Raw genomic sequence first — 18,943 nt, 5'->3', positions numbered from 1 at the left:
AAACAGGCAAATAAGGCAAAATGCTCTGTATTCATGAGAAAAACAGCATTTTCCAGCCTAGTCCTTAGCCCCCTTAGGTGGCTCCGCAAAATACGTGGATTTAGGATTGTTTACACCCCGCTTTTAGCCATTGTTCTGTTTACAGCAGTCATGGGCATTATTTTGGGAACGCTGCATTTACAAGAAAAGAATCAGCAAGAGGCTGCCCTATTTAGAGAGCTGTCATTTGCCAAACAGCGTATTCAATCTCGTTTCGCCAGCAACCTTGATGCATTAACAACGATTAATCGAGAAATGGCTGCAAGCGAAGATCAATTGAAGCTCAGACAAATTGCGCGCGAGCAAGCAGAAGATCTTGTTTTAAATAACCATGAGATCGTCAAAATCATTTGGCTAAATAATCAAAATCAGCGGCTATGGGCAGCTCCTGCTGAAAGTAACAAATCGGATTGGATTAGCAAAACTCAAAATGATCAGCTCATTAATTCTAGTCTTGCATCAACTATCGAGCTTAGCCGAGTAACTAGTCGAGCAGCTTTTAGCCAGTTTGTTTCCTTAAATTTACCGGGTGATGCACCGATCTCCACGGATAGAAAAATCGTTCTTTGGCAAGTGGTGCCCAATATCGTTGGCGGAGAAGTTGTTGGATTCTTGGCGGCACTCTATACGACTCAAGGAATATTGGATGCTCTACCAAGCGACCTCAAATCCCATTACCGCTTTACCTTGCTCACTGACAATGAAAGAGTTTTAGGCATCTCTTCCGATAGAGATACCCCTAAAAGAGCATTTAGCAATCAGACAAGCTTAGATATTGGGGTCTTAAGCCCCAACATTAATTTACGCATAGATACCTATCCTCCGCCAACCAACCTCACCTTCAGGATGTTAATTGGCGTCGTGATTGGATTAAGCGCATTCGTAGTTTGGAGTTTGTGGTCTGTACTAAAGCAAATGCAAGTACGCCAAGAGGCTGAAGCAAGCCTGCGCAAAGAAACCAGCTTTCGTAATGCAATGGAAGACTCCACCCCTGTGGGTATTCGTGCGCATGATATGCAAAAGCGGATTACATATGTGAATCGAGCATTTTGCGAAATGACAGGCTGGACATCAGATGAGTTAATAGGTCTCACTCCGCCCTTTCCATTCTGGCCAGATAGCAGAAGAGATGAGCTTGTTGAGAAAATGAATCGGGCAATGAAGTCCGACATCAGCGTTGTCATGAGGGTCGGCATCGAAGGAGTGATCTTAAAGAAAGACGGCTCCTTGATACAGACCCGCACCTTTATTGCCCCGCTGATTAATGAAAAAGGCAAGCAGACTGGTTGGGTTACTTCATTAATTGATATTTCCGAACCTAAAAAGATTCGCGAAGAATTAGCTGCCTCTCAAGATCGCTTCACTACCGTTCTAGAAGGTCTAGATGCCGCTGTGTCGGTGGTCTCGCTAGAGACTAACGCCCTGCTATTTGCCAATCGTTTTTATCGGGAGCGCTTTGGTGACAACTCTAAAGGTCACTTCCAATTAGCGGGCAGCGATACCAGCAACACGACGATGCGAGATATTGCAGAAGATCTTGAGGATTCTCCCCCTGGAATTCCAACGCCATTTTTATATCAAGAGTCAGAGTCAGAAGAAGTTCAGCTAGGCGATGACAATAATCAATGGTTTGAAGTTAGACGTCGTTATATCCCGTGGGTAGATGGACATCTTGCGCAGCTATTGATTGCCACTGACATTACCGCTCGTAAAGAAGCAGATGATTTGGCACTACAACAACAAGAGCGTATGCAGTTCACCAGTCGTCTCACCACAATGGGTGAAATGGCATCCTCTTTAGCTCATGAACTAAACCAACCTCTTTCAGCCATATCAAACTACTGCATGGGTGTTGCTAAGCGTTTGGATGGGCATCTTGACCCTGCACTAACTAAAGATATTTTGCCGGCATTAGAAAAGGCTTCTGAACAAGCCCATCGTGCTGGCACCATCATTCAACGTATTCGAGGCTTTGTAAAACGCAGCGAACCTCAGCGCAAAGCTGCAAACATTACTGAAATTATTAGTGATGCCGTTGGCTTGGTCGAAATTGAAGCCCACCGCCATCGCTTAGTCATTAGCTCGGAAATTGCCGAAAATCTGCCCGTAGTTAACCTGGATCCAGTCCTGATCCTGCAGGTAGTAGTCAATCTTCTTAAAAACGCCTTAGATAGCGTCCGCGAGGCTTACCCCCTTTCCTCCCGTTGGTCAGCCCCGCCAGTTCGGATTAGTGCAGATTTAGACACCAGCATCTTCCCGGCCATGCTCAGAATCCAGGTTACCGATGCTGGGGGCGGAATCTCGGAAAACGTCCTGGAACGCATATTTGAGCCGTTTTTCAGCACAAAGTCCGATGGAATGGGTATGGGGCTCAATATTTGCCGCTCCATTATTGAATCTCACCATGGCAGGCTTTGGGCTACCAACGTCCAAGACTCAGAACAAACCAAGCTGGCTGGCTGCACCTTTACAATACTTCTTCCGCTGGAATCCCCTGGATTCAAGGCTACTGTTTAACACCGAATTTGAAGTTTTACCTCGCGAGAACTGTTATGAACTTAAGCGCTACTGCAAAACCAAACCAAGCTGAAGTTGTTTACGTAGTGGATGATGATGAAGCAGTAAGAGATTCGCTCACTTGGCTCTTAGAAAGCAATGGTTATGTTGTACGGTGCCATGCCAGCGCCGAACGTTTCTTACAGTCTTTGCAAAGCACCGATAAGTCAACCATCTCTTGCGCCATTTTGGATGTGCGCATGCCTGGGATGTCAGGCCTTGAATTGCAAGAGCGCTTAACCAGCGAAAACCTACCAATGCCAGTTGCATTCATTACTGGTCACGGCGATGTATCGATGGCCGTCTCCACGATGAAGCGTGGCGCAGTGGATTTCATTGAAAAACCTTTTAAAGAAAATGATCTTTGTGGTTTAGTGGATCGCATGCTTGCTAAAGCGCGCATCGATTATTCACAAGCCAGCCAACGCAAAATTACCCAGAGCTTACTCAGCAAGTTAACTGGTCGTGAGCGTCAGGTTCTAGAGCGCATTGTTGCAGGCCGTTTGAATAAACAAATTGCTGATGACCTCGGTATTTCTATTAAGACTGTTGAAGCACACCGCGCCAACATCATGGAAAAGCTCAACGTCAACACAGTTGCCGACCTACTCCGCCTGGCTTTGTCTGATCCCCAGCCTAATTAATTACCGGGGTTTTCTATGCCAGCTCAATTATTAGACGGAAACGCCCTTTCTAAAAAACTACGCACGGAAATTGCTGCACGTGGTGCAATCGTCACCGCCAAAGGCACCAGACCTGGTTTAGCAGTCATCGTGGTTGGCGACAACCCTGCCAGCGCGGTATATGTTCGCAACAAAGTAAAAGCCTGTGAAGACGTTGGCTTTCATTCTGTTTTAGAGCGCTATTCTGTAGAACTTGGCGAAGAAGAATTACTCGCGCGTATTGCCACTCTCAATGCGGATCCTGCAATACACGGGATCTTGGTGCAACTCCCGCTACCAGAGCACATTGCCTCTGAGCGCGTACTAGAAGCGATTGCTCCAGAAAAAGATGTGGATGGCTTTCATGTGGCTAATGCTGGCGCCTTGATGGTTGGTCAACCAGAATTCAAGCCTTGCACCCCTTATGGCTGCATGAAGATTCTTGAAAGCATTGATTACCCTATTCGTGGTGCTCGCGCTGTGATTGTTGGTGCCTCCAATATCGTGGGTAAGCCAATGGCGATGCTGCTATTACAAGCCGGAGCAACGGTCACCATTTGCAATAGCAAGACTCGTGACTTGGCACATCACACCAAGGATGCTGACATTTTGGTGGTTGCCACCGGTAAACCCAAAATGATTACCGGCGACATGGTGAAGAATGGTGCAGTTGTCATTGATGTGGGCATTAATCGCCTGCCTGATGGCAAACTCTGTGGCGACGTGGATTTTGATACGGCTAAATACATCGCCGGTTGGATTACCCCGGTTCCAGGTGGTGTTGGCCCGATGACCATCACCATGCTTCTCATGAATACCTTGGAAGCTGCTGAAAAGGCCGCCAAGCTCTGAGGAATTACTGGGACTTTTGGCAAAATTGCTCCCAGTCCATTAAGCTAGAGGGATGACTACATCCACATCTAGCTTCCTGAGCAGCACCCTCCCCGCAGAATTGCAAAATAATCCACTGACTACTTTTGGGCGCGGCATTGCTGCCTACGCCGAAGTCAAGCCTGAGCACATTGCACCAGCGATTGAATATTTACTCAAGCAAGCGCAAGATGCTGTGGATGTAGCAGTCAATCCAAGCACTCCATCTACTTGGGATGCCCTCGCTGAACCACTAGAAGATGCTACTGAATTTTTTGGTAGGTCTTGGGGCGTGATATCCCATCTCAATGGCGTTGCCGATACCCCGGAGTTGCGCGCTGCCTATGGCGAGATGCTACCTAAGGTCACCGCTTTCTTCTCAAGCCTTGGTCAAAATTTAGAGCTCTACAAAAAGTTTAAAGAACTCAGCAAAGCGCCTGACTTTTCAAAACTCAGCGCAGCTCAAAAGAAAGTCATTGAAAACTCCTTGCGAGATTTTCGTCTGGGTGGCGCAGAACTCAGTGATGCAGATAAGCCCCGCTTTTCACAAATTCAGGATGAGCAGGCAACCTTAGGTAAAGCATTTTCAGACCATGTCTTAGATGCTACCGATGGTTTTGTTCATCTAATCACTGATAAAGCTGATTTGGTAGGTTTGCCTGAGGACGCTATTGCAGCTGCTGCAGATACTGCCCAGCAGAAGAGTCTCCAGGGCTGGGCCTTTACTCTGCACTTCCCCTCTTACTACCCAGTCATGCAGTACTCAGAGAATCGGGCGCTGCGTCGCTTGATGTATGAAGCTTATGTCACCCGCGCTTCTGAACTGGCACCCCAATATGCCAAAGGTAAACTGGATTGGGACAATACTCAGAACATGCTCGATCAGTTAAGACTGCGCGATGAGGAAGCTCACATGCTAGGCTTCAACAACTATGCCGCACTGAGTTTGGCACCGAAGATGGCCAGCAGCGTTGATGAAGTTGACTCCTTTCTGACCAACTTCGCCCAGAAAGCAAAACCATTTGCATTAAAAGATTGGCAAGAGCTTTCTCAGTTTGCCAAGACCGAGCTATCTATTGCTGATGGATTGGAGCCATGGGATGTTGCTTTTGCATCCGAAAGATTGAAGCAAGAACGCTATTCCTTTTCGGAGAATGAGCTCAAGCAATACTTTCCTCTCCCTAAAGTGTTAGATGGTCTCTTCCAAGTTATTCAGACTCTGTTTGGCGTCAAGATTGAAGCGGCAGATTTGCCAACTTGGCATGCCGATGTGCAATCCTTTTCAGTGAAAAATGCCAAGGGTAATATCGTGGCCCACTTCTACCTGGATCCCTATGCTCGCCCTGGCAAGCGTGGCGGGGCTTGGATGGATGATGCCCGTGGTCGTAGAGTTTTACCTAATGGCGAAATCCAAGTGCCTGTTGCTTATTTGGTTTGCAACTTTGCGCCGCCAGTCAAGGTCGATGGTGTGTTGCGTCAACCCACCATTACTCATGATGATGTCATCACCCTCTTCCATGAGAGTGGCCATGGTTTACACCACCTTTTAACTCAAGTAAGCGCCTTAGGCGTATCTGGCATCAATGGTGTTGAGTGGGATGCGGTAGAGCTACCGAGCCAGTTTATGGAAAACTTCTGCTGGGAATGGGAGGTGTTAGAAAAGATGACTGCACATGCCGAAACTGGCAAACCTCTTCCACGCGAATTATTTGAAAAGATCCTTGCTGCCAAGAATTTCCAGAATGGTTATATGACTCTGCGTCAGATCGTGATGTCTCTTACCGACTGGCGCTTACATGCGAGCTTTGATGCGAAGAATGCTCAAGGTCACGCAGTATTAGACCTTTCCAGAGCGATTGCTGATCAATTTAACGTTATTCCACAACCAGCCATCTCTCGTTGGATCAATACCTTTAGTCACATCTTTGCTGGTGGTTATGCAGCTGGCTATTACAGCTATAAGTGGGCGGAAGTGTTATCTGCTGATGTCTACTCAGCTTTTGAGGAAGCAGCAAAACTCACTGGCAGCGTCTTAGATGAGAAAACAGGTGCTCGTTATCGTGAAGAGATTTTAGAGGTTGGTGGCAGTCGCGCCGCTGCTGAATCTTTTAAAGCCTTTAGAGGTAGAGAGCCAAGCATTGATGCCTTATTGCGTCATGGCGGATTAGCATAAGAGTGAAACCTAAAGCTCCAAATAAAAAACCCATCGCTATAGATGGGTTTTTTATTAGTAAGCTCCTGAATTAACTTGGGAGCTGGGCTGCTAGCTGACAATTATTTGGTGCCGGCTTACCTGCTAGTCGATCTTTAATCCAGGCCTGATATAGGGGTGCAGAGGCTCCAGGAGTTGTGAAATGAGAATTATCACCCGGCAACTCAACCCTATTTACATTGCCTCCTAATTTACACATCTGCTCCTGATAGAGCTTACCCATGATTGGGGGATTTGTGGTGTCTTTATTTCCCCAATAGATTACTACGGGCGCAATGGGTTTCACAGGATTCACGCTGCCCTTGACCATCGCTTTTGTCCATTCAAGAGAATTGGTGAATTGATCTTTTAATAATATTTTGTATTGACTGCTGTAATTGAAATTCAGTGTATCCGCCACAGCATGCATACATTTGTTTCGGATAACCTCATCAAGCACCTTAGCGCCGTCACTCGTAAAGATATCGGTGAGTTTTAGATTTGGATTGCCAGCCTTTACACCCCACATGCTCATTGCCATATGTGAAAAATCAAAAACATTTCCAGTGAACATCTGGACGATTCCACTTAATGATTTTTGTGCACTTGCATCATCTATAGTTGAATTAGGCATCATGATGGCAATGTCATCTGGAGCCAAGGCAACCACGCCAACGAGCTCAATACCATCGGCAATCGTTCCCTTTTGGGCAATGTACTCTGGCATGCTTGCCGCAGCAACGACAGCGCCACCGCCCTGCGACCAACCATAAATAATCGTCTTTTTACCAGCCCCAGCCTCCTTTAAAGCGCTAGCAGCTCTAGCTGAATCAATCATATCCATGGCATTGGTTGCCGCTAAAGCATATTGATGCTCGCCTCCACCACCCAGGCCTTGGTAATCCGTTGCAACTACTACATATCCGTCTTTGATAAATTCTTCAATACTAGGGATGCCGTAATCCGTCCAAGAATTGCCACCAACTAAAAAGTATTCATTGAGGGGTGCTGTTGGATTGAGAACTTGTGAAGGACCACAGTTTTGTGCAGCGCCGGTTGTCCCATGCCCCCAAGCCATGATAGGTCTACCTTCCTTAGGCGGGGTTCCGATTGGGGCAACCACCAAACCAGTAGCAAGATGCTTGCGTCCGCCAACATCAGATGTGACATAAGCAATTTTCCAGGCTTGAGCACCCTTAACAGACGTCTTGATTTTTTCTTTTTTCAGAATTTGCCCGAGCTTACCGTCAGGACTCATTTTGATAACCTCTTCATAAAAAGGAGGGACAGGCGGATCAGCATACACAGTGGAAGATAGGATGCTCAGGGTTGTGCCGAGCGCTAAAACCAAAAGACGAGTCATTTTTTTCATAGCTTAAATGGGTAAGTTAGGATCCAAAATATTATTAGACACCAAGATCTAGTGGGCGCCAATAAATGCTATTTGCTTAGTTGTTTATTACTGATTGTTGGTAGCTTTCTTGTTCGCGCGGCGCTCAAAGAAGGTTTCGATTTCAACGTAAAAGACTGGCACCAATGCCACTGCAAGACAGGTAGAGGCAATCATGCCGCTAAATACGGTAATGCCTAAGGAGATACGTGCCGCCGCTCCCGCACCAGTAGACAGAAGTAATGGCATAACACCCAAGATAAATGCAATCGATGTCATGACGATTGGTCTAAAGCGCTCTCTTGAAGCCTCTAGTGCAGCATCAACAAAACTCATGCCCTTGTGCCTACACTCAATAGCAACTTCAACAATCAAAATGGAGTTCTTACAAGACAGAGCAATCATTAACACGAGGCCAATCTGCACATAAATGTTATTTGACAGGCCCGTAAGCAATAAGGCCAATACCGTACCCGATAAAGACAACGGCACTGCAGTGAGAACTGCTAGAGGAGCAACCCATGTTTCATATTGCGCTGCGAGCACTAAGTACACCAACAAGATCGATAGCGCAAAGATTAAGATCACGGTATTACCTACCAAATTTTCTTGGTAGGACATGCCGGCCCACTGGTAAGTGACGCCATCTGGCAAAGATTTAGCAACATCTTCCAGGGCTTTCATGGCTTGTCCAGAACTATAACCATCATTGGCTGCCCCCAAGACAGCGGCTGACGGATAAAGCTGGAACTGGGATGCAAATGCAGGCCCAGTGGTATCTTTAACATCAATAAAAGATCCCAACGGAACCATATTGCCACTTCTATTTTTTACATAGAGACGGCTCACCTGATCTATCGCATTGCGATATTTGCCATCGGCCTGAACATACACTTGATAAGTTTGGCCGTATTTAAAGAATTGATTGACGTAAGAAGACCCCAAGTAGGATTGCAATACGTCATAAGCATCCCCAATATCGACCCCAAAAGTTTCGGCCCTGCCCACATTGAAGCTCAGTTGCAGCTGTGGCACATTGTTTTGAAATGGCGTAAAAATCGCCATGATCTCTGGATGTTTTTGCGCCTCACTAATGAAGGTCTTAGTAGCGGCATCGAGCTTAGCAAAATTATTACTGCCATCCGTCAGCATTAACCTCATCTCAAAACCGCCCGATAGACCTAATCCTGGAATAGCTGGCGGTAAGAGCACGAAAGATTTTAGCTCTTGCACCTGCTTAAGCCCTTCGTTCATATTCATATAGATTTCTTTGAGGCTCTGGCCCTTACCTCGCTCTTCCCACTTCTTCATAATGACGTATAAGCCGCCCGCATTGGATTGGGAGCTGCTGTTGTTCAGCAAGTTAATGCCGCCGATTACCACAACCGTATCAACACCAGGAACCTTCTTAATGACATCAACTGCTTTTTTCATACCCTCTTCAGTCCGCTGCAAAGAGGCTGCATCAGGCAAGGTGGTCGATACCACTAAATAGCCCTGGTCTTCGTTTGGAATAAAGCCAGAGGGCACAAACATTAAACCAATGAGGGAAGCAATAATGATTGCAATACCAACCATCGATGCCTTAGCTCGATTTTTCATCAAGCCTTCAATTTTATGGCCATACCAAGTAGCCAGGCGATTGAAATACAAATCAAATTTTTGATAGAGCTTATTTTTAACCTTATTAGGGTCAATCGGCTTGAGATATTGAGCTGACTGGGTTGGCTTTAAAGTAATCGCATTAATGCCGCTAATTAAAGCGGTTGCCGCAATCACCAAAGCAAACTGCCGATACATCTGGCCAGTAATACCTGCAATAAACGAAGCAGGAACAAACACCGCCATTAATACCAAGGTAATGCCAATAATTGGCCCCATCAAAGCAGTCATGGCATCAATTGCGCCCTGCTTAGGATCTTCGCCCTCTTCCACCTTCTTAGAAACTGCCTCAACCACCACAATCGCATCATCGACCACAATACCGATACATAAAACGATCGCAAACAAGGTGAGCAGGTTGATAGAGAAGCCAAGTGCAGCCATGCAAGCAAACGCACCAATAATCGTGACAGGCACTGTTGTAGCAGGCACCAGTGTGGCACGCCAGTTCTGCAAGAAAATCATGATTACGAGAAGAACTAAGATGCCCGCCTCGTAAAGCGTTTTATAAACCTCATGAATAGAGGCCTTCACAAACATCGTGGTGTCAAACGGAATAGCCCAAGTAACTTCCTTTGGAAGTGTCTTGGCAATACTCTTCATCTCATCCTGAACCGCTTGTGCAGTAGCAATCGCATTGGCACCCGGCATTTGGTAAATGGCTATGCCACCTGCAGGCCTGTCATCAATCTTGAAGAATTGACTGTAGTTCTGACTACCCATTTCTATTCTAGCAATATCACGCAAGTACGTGATTTCAGCCTTGTTACCAGCCTTGACAACAATTCTGCCGAACTGCTCGGGGGTTGTCATGGCACTGGTGACATTAAGCGTCAACTGAAAATCTTGACCTATCGGTGTGGGCGGGGCACCAATTTGACCTGCAGTTAGCAAGACGTTTTGCTTATTAATAACGGCAATGACATCATTTGGCGTCAGATTGCGCATCTTGAGTTGGGCTGGGTCAAGCCAAACTCGCATACTGTAATTGCCCACACCAAAGACATTGGCAGCAGCTACGCCCGGCAATCGCGCTAAGCGCTGTTGCAACTTTAAGTTAGCCAGGTTACTTAAAAATAGGCCGTCATGATCTGGATTGGATGAAGTGAGGGTAACGAACTGCAGAATGGCAGTCGATTGCGTCTTAGTAGTGACGCCCTGCTTTTGAACTGCCTGCGGCAAGGAGGGGAGTGCAATAGCCACTCGGTTTTGTACATTGACCTGAGCTAAATCAGGGTTCGTACCAACCTTAAAAGTCACGGTGAGGGTATAGTTTCCGTCATTGGTGGATGCAGACTCCATGTAGAGCATGCCATCAACACCATTCACTTGAGTTTCAATATTACTCGCTACTAATTGCTGTACAAGCGTGGCGCTTGCACCTGGATATCGTGCTGTTACCTGAATCGTGGGTGGAACGATATTTGGGTACTGAGCGATCGGCAAACTATTAATGGACACTGCTCCAATCAATAGCATGACTAGAGCAATCACATTGGCCAGTACCGGCCGTTCGATAAAAAATTTAGAGAGCATGATTATCGAGCCGGCATTGCCTCAAGTGTGACCTGTGTTGGGTTAGCAATTTGATTCATGCTCAGATTAATAAAACCATTAATGACCACCTTACTGTCGGGAGTCAAGCCTTTGCTAATCTCGACATACTTCTCAAAGCGCTGACCCAAGCTAATATCTTGACGTTGTGCGCGCATGGCATTATCCAAAACAAAAACATAGTCACTCACTTGATCTGTCATTACAGCAGTCTTGGGTAGCAGCAAAGCCTGTCTTGGCGCGCCATACTGAGCCATAACTCGAGCATATAAACCAGGGATTAACTCGTACTTCTCATTTTTGAAGATTGCCCGCAATTGCAAGGACCCAGTCTCTGTGGAAATCAAATTAGCGGCGTAATCCAAGACGCCCTCAAAAGGATATCCAACTTCACCTTGAAGACCAGCATAGATAGGCAAGGTATTTACTTCAGACTTGCGTTCTGCGTTTACATCTTGACCCTTTTGAAACTTTAAGTAATCCCTCTCATTAATAGAGAAGTACACATAAATGGGTGAGATCTGCTGAATAGTAGAGAGTTGTACACCCTTTGTAGTGGAATCTAAATAGGTACCAACATCCAATAAGTGTCTTCCCATCAGTCCATCAAAAGGCGCCCTGATTTCGGTATAGCCCAAATTAATCTTTGCGAGCGTTAAATTAGCCTCCGATTGCTGGTATTGCGATAAGGCCTTATCAACGGCTGCTTGAGAGGTTGCATTCTCTTTGAGTAAAGATTTCTGACGACCATACTCAAGCTTCGCTTCGGTATAAATTGCCTGCTTTAATTTCACCTCTTGTATGTATTGGTCCTGCTCAATGACAAACAGAAGATCGCCCTTCTTCACCATCGCTCCGTCAGCAAAACCAATCTTAGTAAGGTAGCCCTTAACGCGTGCATCCAAGTTCACCGTGAGGTATGGGTCCACCAGACCATCAAAGGTCGCAAAACTGCGGATCTCCTGAGACAGTGGTTGAGCGGTTGTCACTGGAATTGGGGTCTGCTTAATTTCTTTGCCACAAGACTTCAAACAAATCAGCGCAATCAAAGAAACGAGAACGAATAAAGAAACCCCAATTGTCCGTGGTGAAAGTTTCTTCTTGAGAATAGGAATCTCAACCGCGCTTAGCTTTACTAGGAATGCATTCCATTTTCCCAGGAGTGAGCTCCATAGAGTCAAAAGTTTGCCCCACAAGGGCATCAGCAAAAGTTTGGCTTTTATTAATAGATCTTTCATGGCGCAGCACTTCCCTGGGTCGGCGGAGTCGTTGTATTTGAAGGTGTATTTAAAGTGGCCGGCACTGTAGTTTGTGTGGGCTTTAATGGATCAGGAGCATCTACCAAAAACTTGCTAGCCTTCACCGTTAGTGGATCACCTGTCCTAGTGAGGACAGAACCCCAATCTGTTCGGTCGGTCATATCGGCAACCATCTGATCAGGCAACTTAGGAGGAGTCATGTCCGCAGTCCAACCGCCACCAAGCGCTTTAAATGCGCCTACATATCCGATGAGTTCGTTTGATGAAGTTTGGACTAGGGAGTTTTGGATATTTAATAGATTCTGCTGCGCAGTGATCACCGTGGTGTAATCATTCTGCCCCGCCTTATAACGCTCAAGAGCTAAATCTGCGGCACTTTGCGCCGCAACCACACCGCGAGTTAAATCCTCTTTTGAACTTTTAGTGGTCGAGATAGTAATGAGCGAATCTTCAACCTCCTTCTGAGCATTTAAGACTTGATTTTGGTAGGCCAAGAGGCTCTGTTGGAAAATAGCATCTTGCACTCGGACTTGATCCACAATTGCACCCCTATAAAACAGCGGCAAGTAAAGTCCGGCGTTAACCCCAGAAGAGCTGTTGCCCCAACTAAATAAATTGGCGGAGGATAAAGTTCCGTAATTTGATGTGGCAAAGCCAAAGATGCCTCCCAAGGTAAATGTTGGAAACAGTTGCGCCTTACTTACACCAATCAAGGCAGATTTAGATGCAGCATCAAATTCAGCCTGCAGGACATCTGGACGGCGACGTAAAAGATCTCTTGGCATACCAACTCCAAGCACAGATGGAGGCTTGAGACTTCCCTTAGTGTTTCCATAAGTCTTTTCATAGTAGTCAGGAGGCTCACCCAGCAAAATACTCATGGCATGCTGGTTTTTCTTTAAATTCGCGATCAAAGCTGGAATCTGGGCCTTCGTCTGCTCATACTGGGCTTGCGCTTGACTCAGGTCTAACATCGAGGTGGCGCCGTATTTAAAGCGCGCTCCTGCAATACGCAAACTTTCTTTTTGCAAAGCTAAATTAGTTTTAGCAACCATGATCAGCTCTTCATAGTTGCGGATATTGATGTAAGTATTCGCAACATCCGCAGTTAAAGACACATCTGCAGAGTAGAAGGCTGCAACCCCAGATAAATAAGAGGTCAAAGAACTTTGAATTCCACGACGATTCTTGCCCCAAAAATCGAGCTCCCAACTCATTTGAACCAAGACATTTTTTGAGACCAAATTATTGGAATCATTAACAATTTCTTGAATTGCGCTATTACGGGTATTGGAATACGAAGCGCTTAAATTAGCAGATGGTAATAATGCAGCATCACTCACCCCAAGTTGAGCCTGTAGCTGGTATATCCGCAGCGCAGTTTGTTGCAGTGTGAGGTTTTGTGCAGTAGCTTGCTTTAGCAAAGTATTAAGAGTCGGATCATTAAAGCCCTGCCACCACTCCACAGGGTTCAAAATCTTGTTTGAATTTTCACCTAAAGATTCGGTAAATTCTGTTTGAGCTGTTGATTTATATTGATCTACCGCCTTAACAGGTGGTCTTGCAAAATCTGGGCCCACCATCGTGCAACCGGCAAGAATCAAGGCGCCAGAAATAATTAGTGCATGAGAAATAATGTTTCTATGTAATGGCATTCAAGCGCTTAATTTTTAAACTGATTGCTTCATCTAAGAGCGGAAATTATCGATACTAATCATAAGGATAAAGCAAGATTCAGAATGCCGGGCTAGTGTAAGCCCTAGGCTTTCGGATTAAGACTTTTGGATCTGCGCAATCACTGGAGTATGGTCTGAAGGCTGTTCCCAGGCTCTTGGCTCTTTGTCTACCATGCTGGCACTACATTTATCCTTGAGTGCTTCGCTCAGCAAGATGTGATCAATCCGCATACCGGCGTTTCTTCTGAAACCCATCATGCGGTAATCCCACCAACTAAAGGTCTTTGGCGCCTGCTCAAACATTCTGAATGAATCATGAAACCCAAGCTTGATCAGATCTTGAAATGCATCACGCTCTGGTGGTGAAACCAGGTTCTGCCCTTCCCATGCCTTAGGGTCATGTACATCTTCATCTGCTGGGGCAATATTAAAGTCGCCTAAAAGTGCCAAGCGTTCATTCTGCTGGAGCTCTTCTGTTAACCAGGTTTTTAATGCCTTCAACCAACCAAGTTTGTATTGAAACTTCTCGCTATCGGGCGATTGCCCATTTGGAAAATACGCTGATACCAGTCTCATCGGTTTCGTACCAGCAAAGCAAACTGTCGCCGCGAGAATGCGCTGCTGCTCATCTTCGTAGTTGGGTATGTTTCTAGTGGGCTTCAGAAAGGCTGTTTCCATATCTGAAGCGATAGGTGCGAGTGCCGCTTTACGCAAGATGATCGCAACGCCGTTATAAGTCTTTTGACCAGCAGCTAAACTGAGGTAACCCGCATCTTCAAGCTCTTTATGGGGGTACTTATCATCCGTGAGCTTAAGCTCTTGCAAGCAGAGCGCATCAATCGGTTGTTTCTTGCTTTCTTGATCTTGCAACCAACGAAGCACTTGTGGAAGGCGAACCTTTAAGGAGTTCACATTCCACGCAGCTATTCGAACTGAATCAGTCATCAATACCGAGCTCTTGCAACTTACGGGTAATCGTATTTCGGCCAATACCTAGACGCTGGGCAGCCTCTACTCTTCTGCCACGAGTAACTTCTAAAGCTGCCTGCAATACTGCCCTTTCAAAACGTGCGGTCAAGGCATCAAAAACTTCTTTATCGCCATCTTGCAACATCTTGACAGCTAGACGTCCTAAACCATTCTCCCAGTCACCTACAGCAACCTTGGCAGCAACGGGATTGCTTGGCGAAGACTCGCCGTGAATAACGATGGGTTGTTCACTCGTTTCTGAAACAATATCAGCCGGAAGATCACTTACGCCAATCACGTTTGCAGACGTCATCACCGTTAACCAGTGGCATAAGTTCTCTAATTGACGTACATTTCCCGGAAATGGCATTGCGCTCATTTCTTTTAAGACTTCATCTGACAATTTTTTAGGTTCAACGCCCAAAGACTTCGCGCAGCTCAACATGAAATGTCTAGCTAACATTGGAATGTCTTCACTACGCTCATGTAATGAAGGCATGCGCAAACGAATCACATTCAACCGATGCAACAAGTCTTCACGGAAGAAACCAGCGGTGACTCTTGCATCTAGATTTTGATGTGTCGAAGCAATGATCCGAACATTTGCCTTAATCGGGTCTTGTCCACCGATGCGATAAAAATGTCCGTCAGTCAGAACGCGCAGTAAACGGGTTTGTAGATCAAAAGGTAAGTCACCTACCTCACCTAAAAATAGAGTACCGCCGTCAGCCTGCTCAAAACGACCTCGACGCAAAGTCTGCGCACCTGGGAAAGCACCGCGCTCATGACCAAATAACTCCGACTCCAATAAATCCTTTGGCACAGCCGAAGTACTTAATGAGACAAATGGCCCTTTGGCGCATGGACTGTGCTTATGCAGGGCGTGGGCAACCAACTCTTTACCAGTGCCGGACTCTCCAGTAATCAGGACTGTGGCGTTAGATTGCGCTAAGCGCCCAATGGCACGAAAAATTTCCTGCATTGCTGGTGCTTGACCAATAATCTCAGTGGCGTCTTGTCTCCACGCAGTTAACTCTTTCGCACCAGAGTCATTGCGGATGCCCTGCTCTACCGCACGATGAATTAATTCAATCGCCTTTTCGACATCAAAAGGTTTGGTGAGATATTCAAATGCACCACCTTGAAATGAAGAGACAGCGGAGTCCAAATCAGAATACGCCGTCATGATGATGACTGGTAAATTCGGATGACTTGCCTTCACGTGCTGCAATAAATCCAAGCCGTTGCCACGCGGCATACGAATATCGGAGATCAGCACCTGTGGAGCTTCTTTTTCTAGGGCATTCAGAACGTCATTTGGATTAGAGAAACTCTTGTGCGGAATATTTTCACGCGCTAGAGCTTTTTCTAAGACCCAACGAATAGATTGATCATCGTCAACGATCCAAATTGGTTTCATGATGCTTTCTCCTGCCTACGATATGGAATTTGAATATGAAAATCGGTGCGTCCTGGACGACTATTGCAAGCAATAGACCCCTGGTGTTGCTGAACAAAGGTTTGCGCTAGGGTAAGACCAAGCCCACTGCCACCCTCTCTTCCCGAAACTAATGGGAAGAAGATGCGCTCAATAATTTCTTCTGGAATGCCAGGGCCGTTGTCAATCACATGCAGATCCATCGCTAATTTGTAGCGATGCTTTGCAATCGTGACCGAACGTGCCACGCGGGTCTTCAGCTCAATTTGTGCAATGCCACTGCTAATCTCTTCAGAAAGCGCTTGTGCAGCGTTATGCACAATATTTAAGGTTGCCTGAATCAATTGCTCTCGGTCGCCTAAGACATCGGGCAGACTTGTATCGTAGTTACGAATAATTCGTAAACCCTTTGGAAACTCTGCCAAGACTAAACTACGCACGCGCTCTAATGCTTCGTGCACATTAAAAGATTCCATCACATGCGCTTTGCGATGCGGCGCTAAAAGACGATCAACCAAAGTCTGCAGGCGATCTGACTCTTTAATGATGACTTGCGTGTACTCGCGCAAGCCTTTGTCTGGTAACTCAAACTCTAATAGCTGCGCTGCCCCACGAATACCGCCCAATGGGTTTTTAATCTCATGCGCCAAATTACGCATTAATTGTTTATTTGCTTCAACTTGCTGTGTCACGCGTTCATCGCGCTCACTACGCAACTGTTGATCGATCGGAAACCACTCCATCATGATCAGTGCGGGATCCTCTAAAGCTGCAACCACTACATGCGCTGGAGTGGAATCTTGATGAATGCTACCCGGCAATGAATGCAAAACCATTTCTTGGCGTTGGGCTAATATATGACCCTGTTTCACCTCAGAAATCATGTCACTTAATGCTAAGTTGTCACCAAATAAGTTGTGCACAGATTGACCCTCAAGTGATTTACGCGAGAGGTCCAAGGCTGACTCGGCAGCCGGGTTCACGTACACCAATTGTTGGTTCTCAGCCTCAAATACCACGATGGCATTGGGCATCTGATCAAGCAATGTCGGAAAAAAAGGAGCAGCCGTAGCTGCTCCCTTGAACGAATTGCGCAACAGACCTGCGCTCAAGTTCTCTCCTTCGCTTACAGGGAGTAGTACATATCAAATTCGATTGGATGAGTAGTCATACGGAAACGTGTGACGTCTTCCATCTTCAAATTGATATATGCATCAATCATAGATTCAGTAAATACTCCACCGCGAGTTAAGAACTCGTGATCTTTCTTCAATGCGTCCAATGCCTCTTCCAAGCTTGCGCAAACGGTTGGGATCTTTGCATCTTCTTCTGGTGGCAAGTCATACAAGTTCTTGTCCGCAGCTTCGCCTGGATGAATCTTGTTCTGTACGCCATCCAAACCAGCCATCAGCAATGCTGAGAAGCAGAGGTATGGGTTAGCCAATGGATCTGGGAAACGAGTCTCAATACGACGGCCCTTAGGATTTGGAACGTGTGGAATACGGATTGAAGCAGAACGGTTACGTGCTGAGTAAGCCAATTTCACTGGAGCCTCAAAGCCTGGAACCAAACGCTTGTATGAGTTTGTACCTGGGTTGGTAATTGCATTCAATGCTTTAGCGTGCTTGATAATGCCGCCAATGTAGAACAATGCAAACTCTGACAAACCTGCATAACCGTTACCAGCAAACAAGTTCTCCCCGTTCTTCCAAACGGATTGGTGTACGTGCATACCAGAACCGTTATCGCCAACTACTGGCTTAGGCATGAAAGTTGCTGTCTTGCCATAAGCATGCGCGACGTTCTGAACAACGTACTTCTGCCAGATAGTCCAGTCAGCGCGTTGAGTCAATGTGCTGAACTTAGTGCCCAATTCGTTTTGGCCTTGGCCAGCAACTTCATGGTGATGAACTTCAACTGGAATGCCCAATGACTCAAGAATCAAGCACATTTCAGAACGCATATCTTGAAATGTATCTACAGGAGCAACTGGGAAGTAACCGCCTTTTTTACCTGGACGGTGACCAGTGTTACCACCTTCGATTTCTGCACCAGATGACCATGGAGCTTCTTCGGAATCAATCTTCACGAAGCAACCCTGCATATCAGCACCCCAACGCACGCCATCAAAAATAAAGAACTCTGGCTCTGGACCAAAGTAAGCGGCATCACCTAAGCCGGTGCTCTTCAAATACGCTTCAGCGCGCTTAGCGATAGAACGTGGGTCACGGTCATAACCTTTGCCATCAGCTGGCTCAATAACGTCACATGTGAGAACCAAAGTTGGCTCTTCATAGAATGGATCGATGTATGCAGCCGTTGGATCTGGCTTGAGCAACATATCTGAAGCTTCAATACCTTTCCAACCAGCGATAGAGGAACCGTCAAATGCATGGCCGCTCTCAAATTTATCTTCGTCAAAAGCAGAGATAGGCACTGTCGTGTGTTGTTCTTTACCCTTTGTATCCACAAAGCGGAAATCAACGAAAGTACATTCTTTCTCTTTAACCAACTTCATCACATCAGCGACGGTCTTCGTCATGCAAATCTCCTCTATTAACTAAATTCGGAATCAAAACTTAAGGCATACACCCTTATTCATTCCAGGCACCAAACACGCCTACTGGATGTATCTAATTTACTGAAGCAAACAAATGGGAACTCTCATTATTGCACT

General features: G+C 46.1%; 12 protein-coding genes. 4 read left to right on the top strand and 8 right to left on the bottom strand.

Annotated elements, in window-relative coordinates; translation table 11 throughout:
* The first annotated feature begins 33 nt into the window (after nt 1-33).
* From AOC28_RS01365 to AOC28_RS01350, 4 genes are read left to right on the top strand one after another with little or no spacing between them, the layout of a single operon-like run.
* Nucleotides 34-2,556 carry a PAS domain-containing sensor histidine kinase gene (locus AOC28_RS01365; protein WP_072582211.1) on the top strand — a complete coding sequence of 841 codons (2,523 nt, stop codon included), beginning with the start codon at nt 34-36 and terminating at the stop codon, nt 2,554-2,556.
* A 35-nt stretch (nt 2,557-2,591) separates the two neighbouring features.
* Nucleotides 2,592-3,239: a response regulator transcription factor gene (locus AOC28_RS01360; protein ID WP_072582210.1), complete on the top strand. Its 648-nt coding sequence runs from the start codon at nt 2,592-2,594 to the stop codon at nt 3,237-3,239.
* Between the two features lie 15 nt (nt 3,240-3,254).
* Nucleotides 3,255-4,109, top strand: coding sequence for a bifunctional methylenetetrahydrofolate dehydrogenase/methenyltetrahydrofolate cyclohydrolase FolD (folD, locus tag AOC28_RS01355; protein WP_072582209.1), 855 nt, complete (start codon nt 3,255-3,257; stop codon nt 4,107-4,109).
* Between the two features lie 52 nt (nt 4,110-4,161).
* Nucleotides 4,162-6,300 (top strand): M3 family metallopeptidase, encoded by a 2,139-nt coding sequence (locus tag AOC28_RS01350; RefSeq protein WP_072582208.1) that lies wholly within the window; start codon nt 4,162-4,164, stop codon nt 6,298-6,300.
* 70 nt (nt 6,301-6,370) lie between these two features.
* Here AOC28_RS01350 and AOC28_RS01345 read toward each other — a convergent pair whose 3' ends face one another.
* From AOC28_RS01345 to glnA, 8 genes are all read right to left on the bottom strand, one after another.
* Nucleotides 6,371-7,690, bottom strand: coding sequence for a lipase family protein (locus AOC28_RS01345; RefSeq protein ID WP_072582207.1), 1,320 nt, complete (start codon nt 7,688-7,690; stop codon nt 6,371-6,373).
* 87 nt (nt 7,691-7,777) lie between these two features.
* Nucleotides 7,778-10,906, bottom strand: a complete 3,129-nt coding sequence (locus AOC28_RS01340; protein ID WP_072582206.1) for an efflux RND transporter permease subunit — start codon at nt 10,904-10,906, stop codon at nt 7,778-7,780.
* 2 nt (nt 10,907-10,908) lie between these two features.
* On the bottom strand, nt 10,909-12,162 hold the full coding sequence (locus AOC28_RS01335; protein WP_072582205.1) for an efflux RND transporter periplasmic adaptor subunit: 1,254 nt from the start codon (nt 12,160-12,162) through the stop codon (nt 10,909-10,911).
* Nucleotides 12,159-13,838: an efflux transporter outer membrane subunit gene (locus AOC28_RS01330; protein WP_072582204.1), complete on the bottom strand. Its 1,680-nt coding sequence runs from the start codon at nt 13,836-13,838 to the stop codon at nt 12,159-12,161. Before AOC28_RS01330 ends, AOC28_RS01335 begins: the two co-directional genes overlap by 4 nt.
* Before the next feature lie 117 nt (nt 13,839-13,955).
* Entirely contained in the window at nt 13,956-14,804 is an 849-nt protein-coding gene (gene xth / locus AOC28_RS01325; protein WP_072582203.1) for an exodeoxyribonuclease III, read from the bottom strand.
* Complete coding sequence (gene ntrC, locus AOC28_RS01320) at nt 14,797-16,248, bottom strand: nitrogen regulation protein NR(I) (protein ID WP_072582202.1); 1,452 nt, start codon at nt 16,246-16,248, stop codon at nt 14,797-14,799. The genes xth and ntrC overlap by 8 nt, the downstream gene beginning before the upstream one ends.
* On the bottom strand, nt 16,245-17,312 hold the full coding sequence (glnL, locus tag AOC28_RS01315; RefSeq protein ID WP_255407110.1) for a nitrogen regulation protein NR(II): 1,068 nt from the start codon (nt 17,310-17,312) through the stop codon (nt 16,245-16,247). Before glnL ends, ntrC begins: the two co-directional genes overlap by 4 nt.
* Before the next feature lie 80 nt (nt 17,313-17,392).
* Nucleotides 17,393-18,808: a type I glutamate--ammonia ligase gene (gene glnA / locus AOC28_RS01310; RefSeq protein ID WP_072582200.1), complete on the bottom strand. Its 1,416-nt coding sequence runs from the start codon at nt 18,806-18,808 to the stop codon at nt 17,393-17,395.
* Nucleotides 18,809-18,943 lie beyond the last annotated feature (135 nt).

It is taken from the genome of Polynucleobacter sp. MWH-Adler-W8, from assembly GCF_001889925.1.
In the GTDB taxonomy this organism is placed as follows: domain Bacteria; phylum Pseudomonadota; class Gammaproteobacteria; order Burkholderiales; family Burkholderiaceae; genus Polynucleobacter.
The sequence above is the reverse complement of the archived record's forward strand: the minus strand, read 5'-3'. Positions and strand labels throughout refer to the sequence as shown.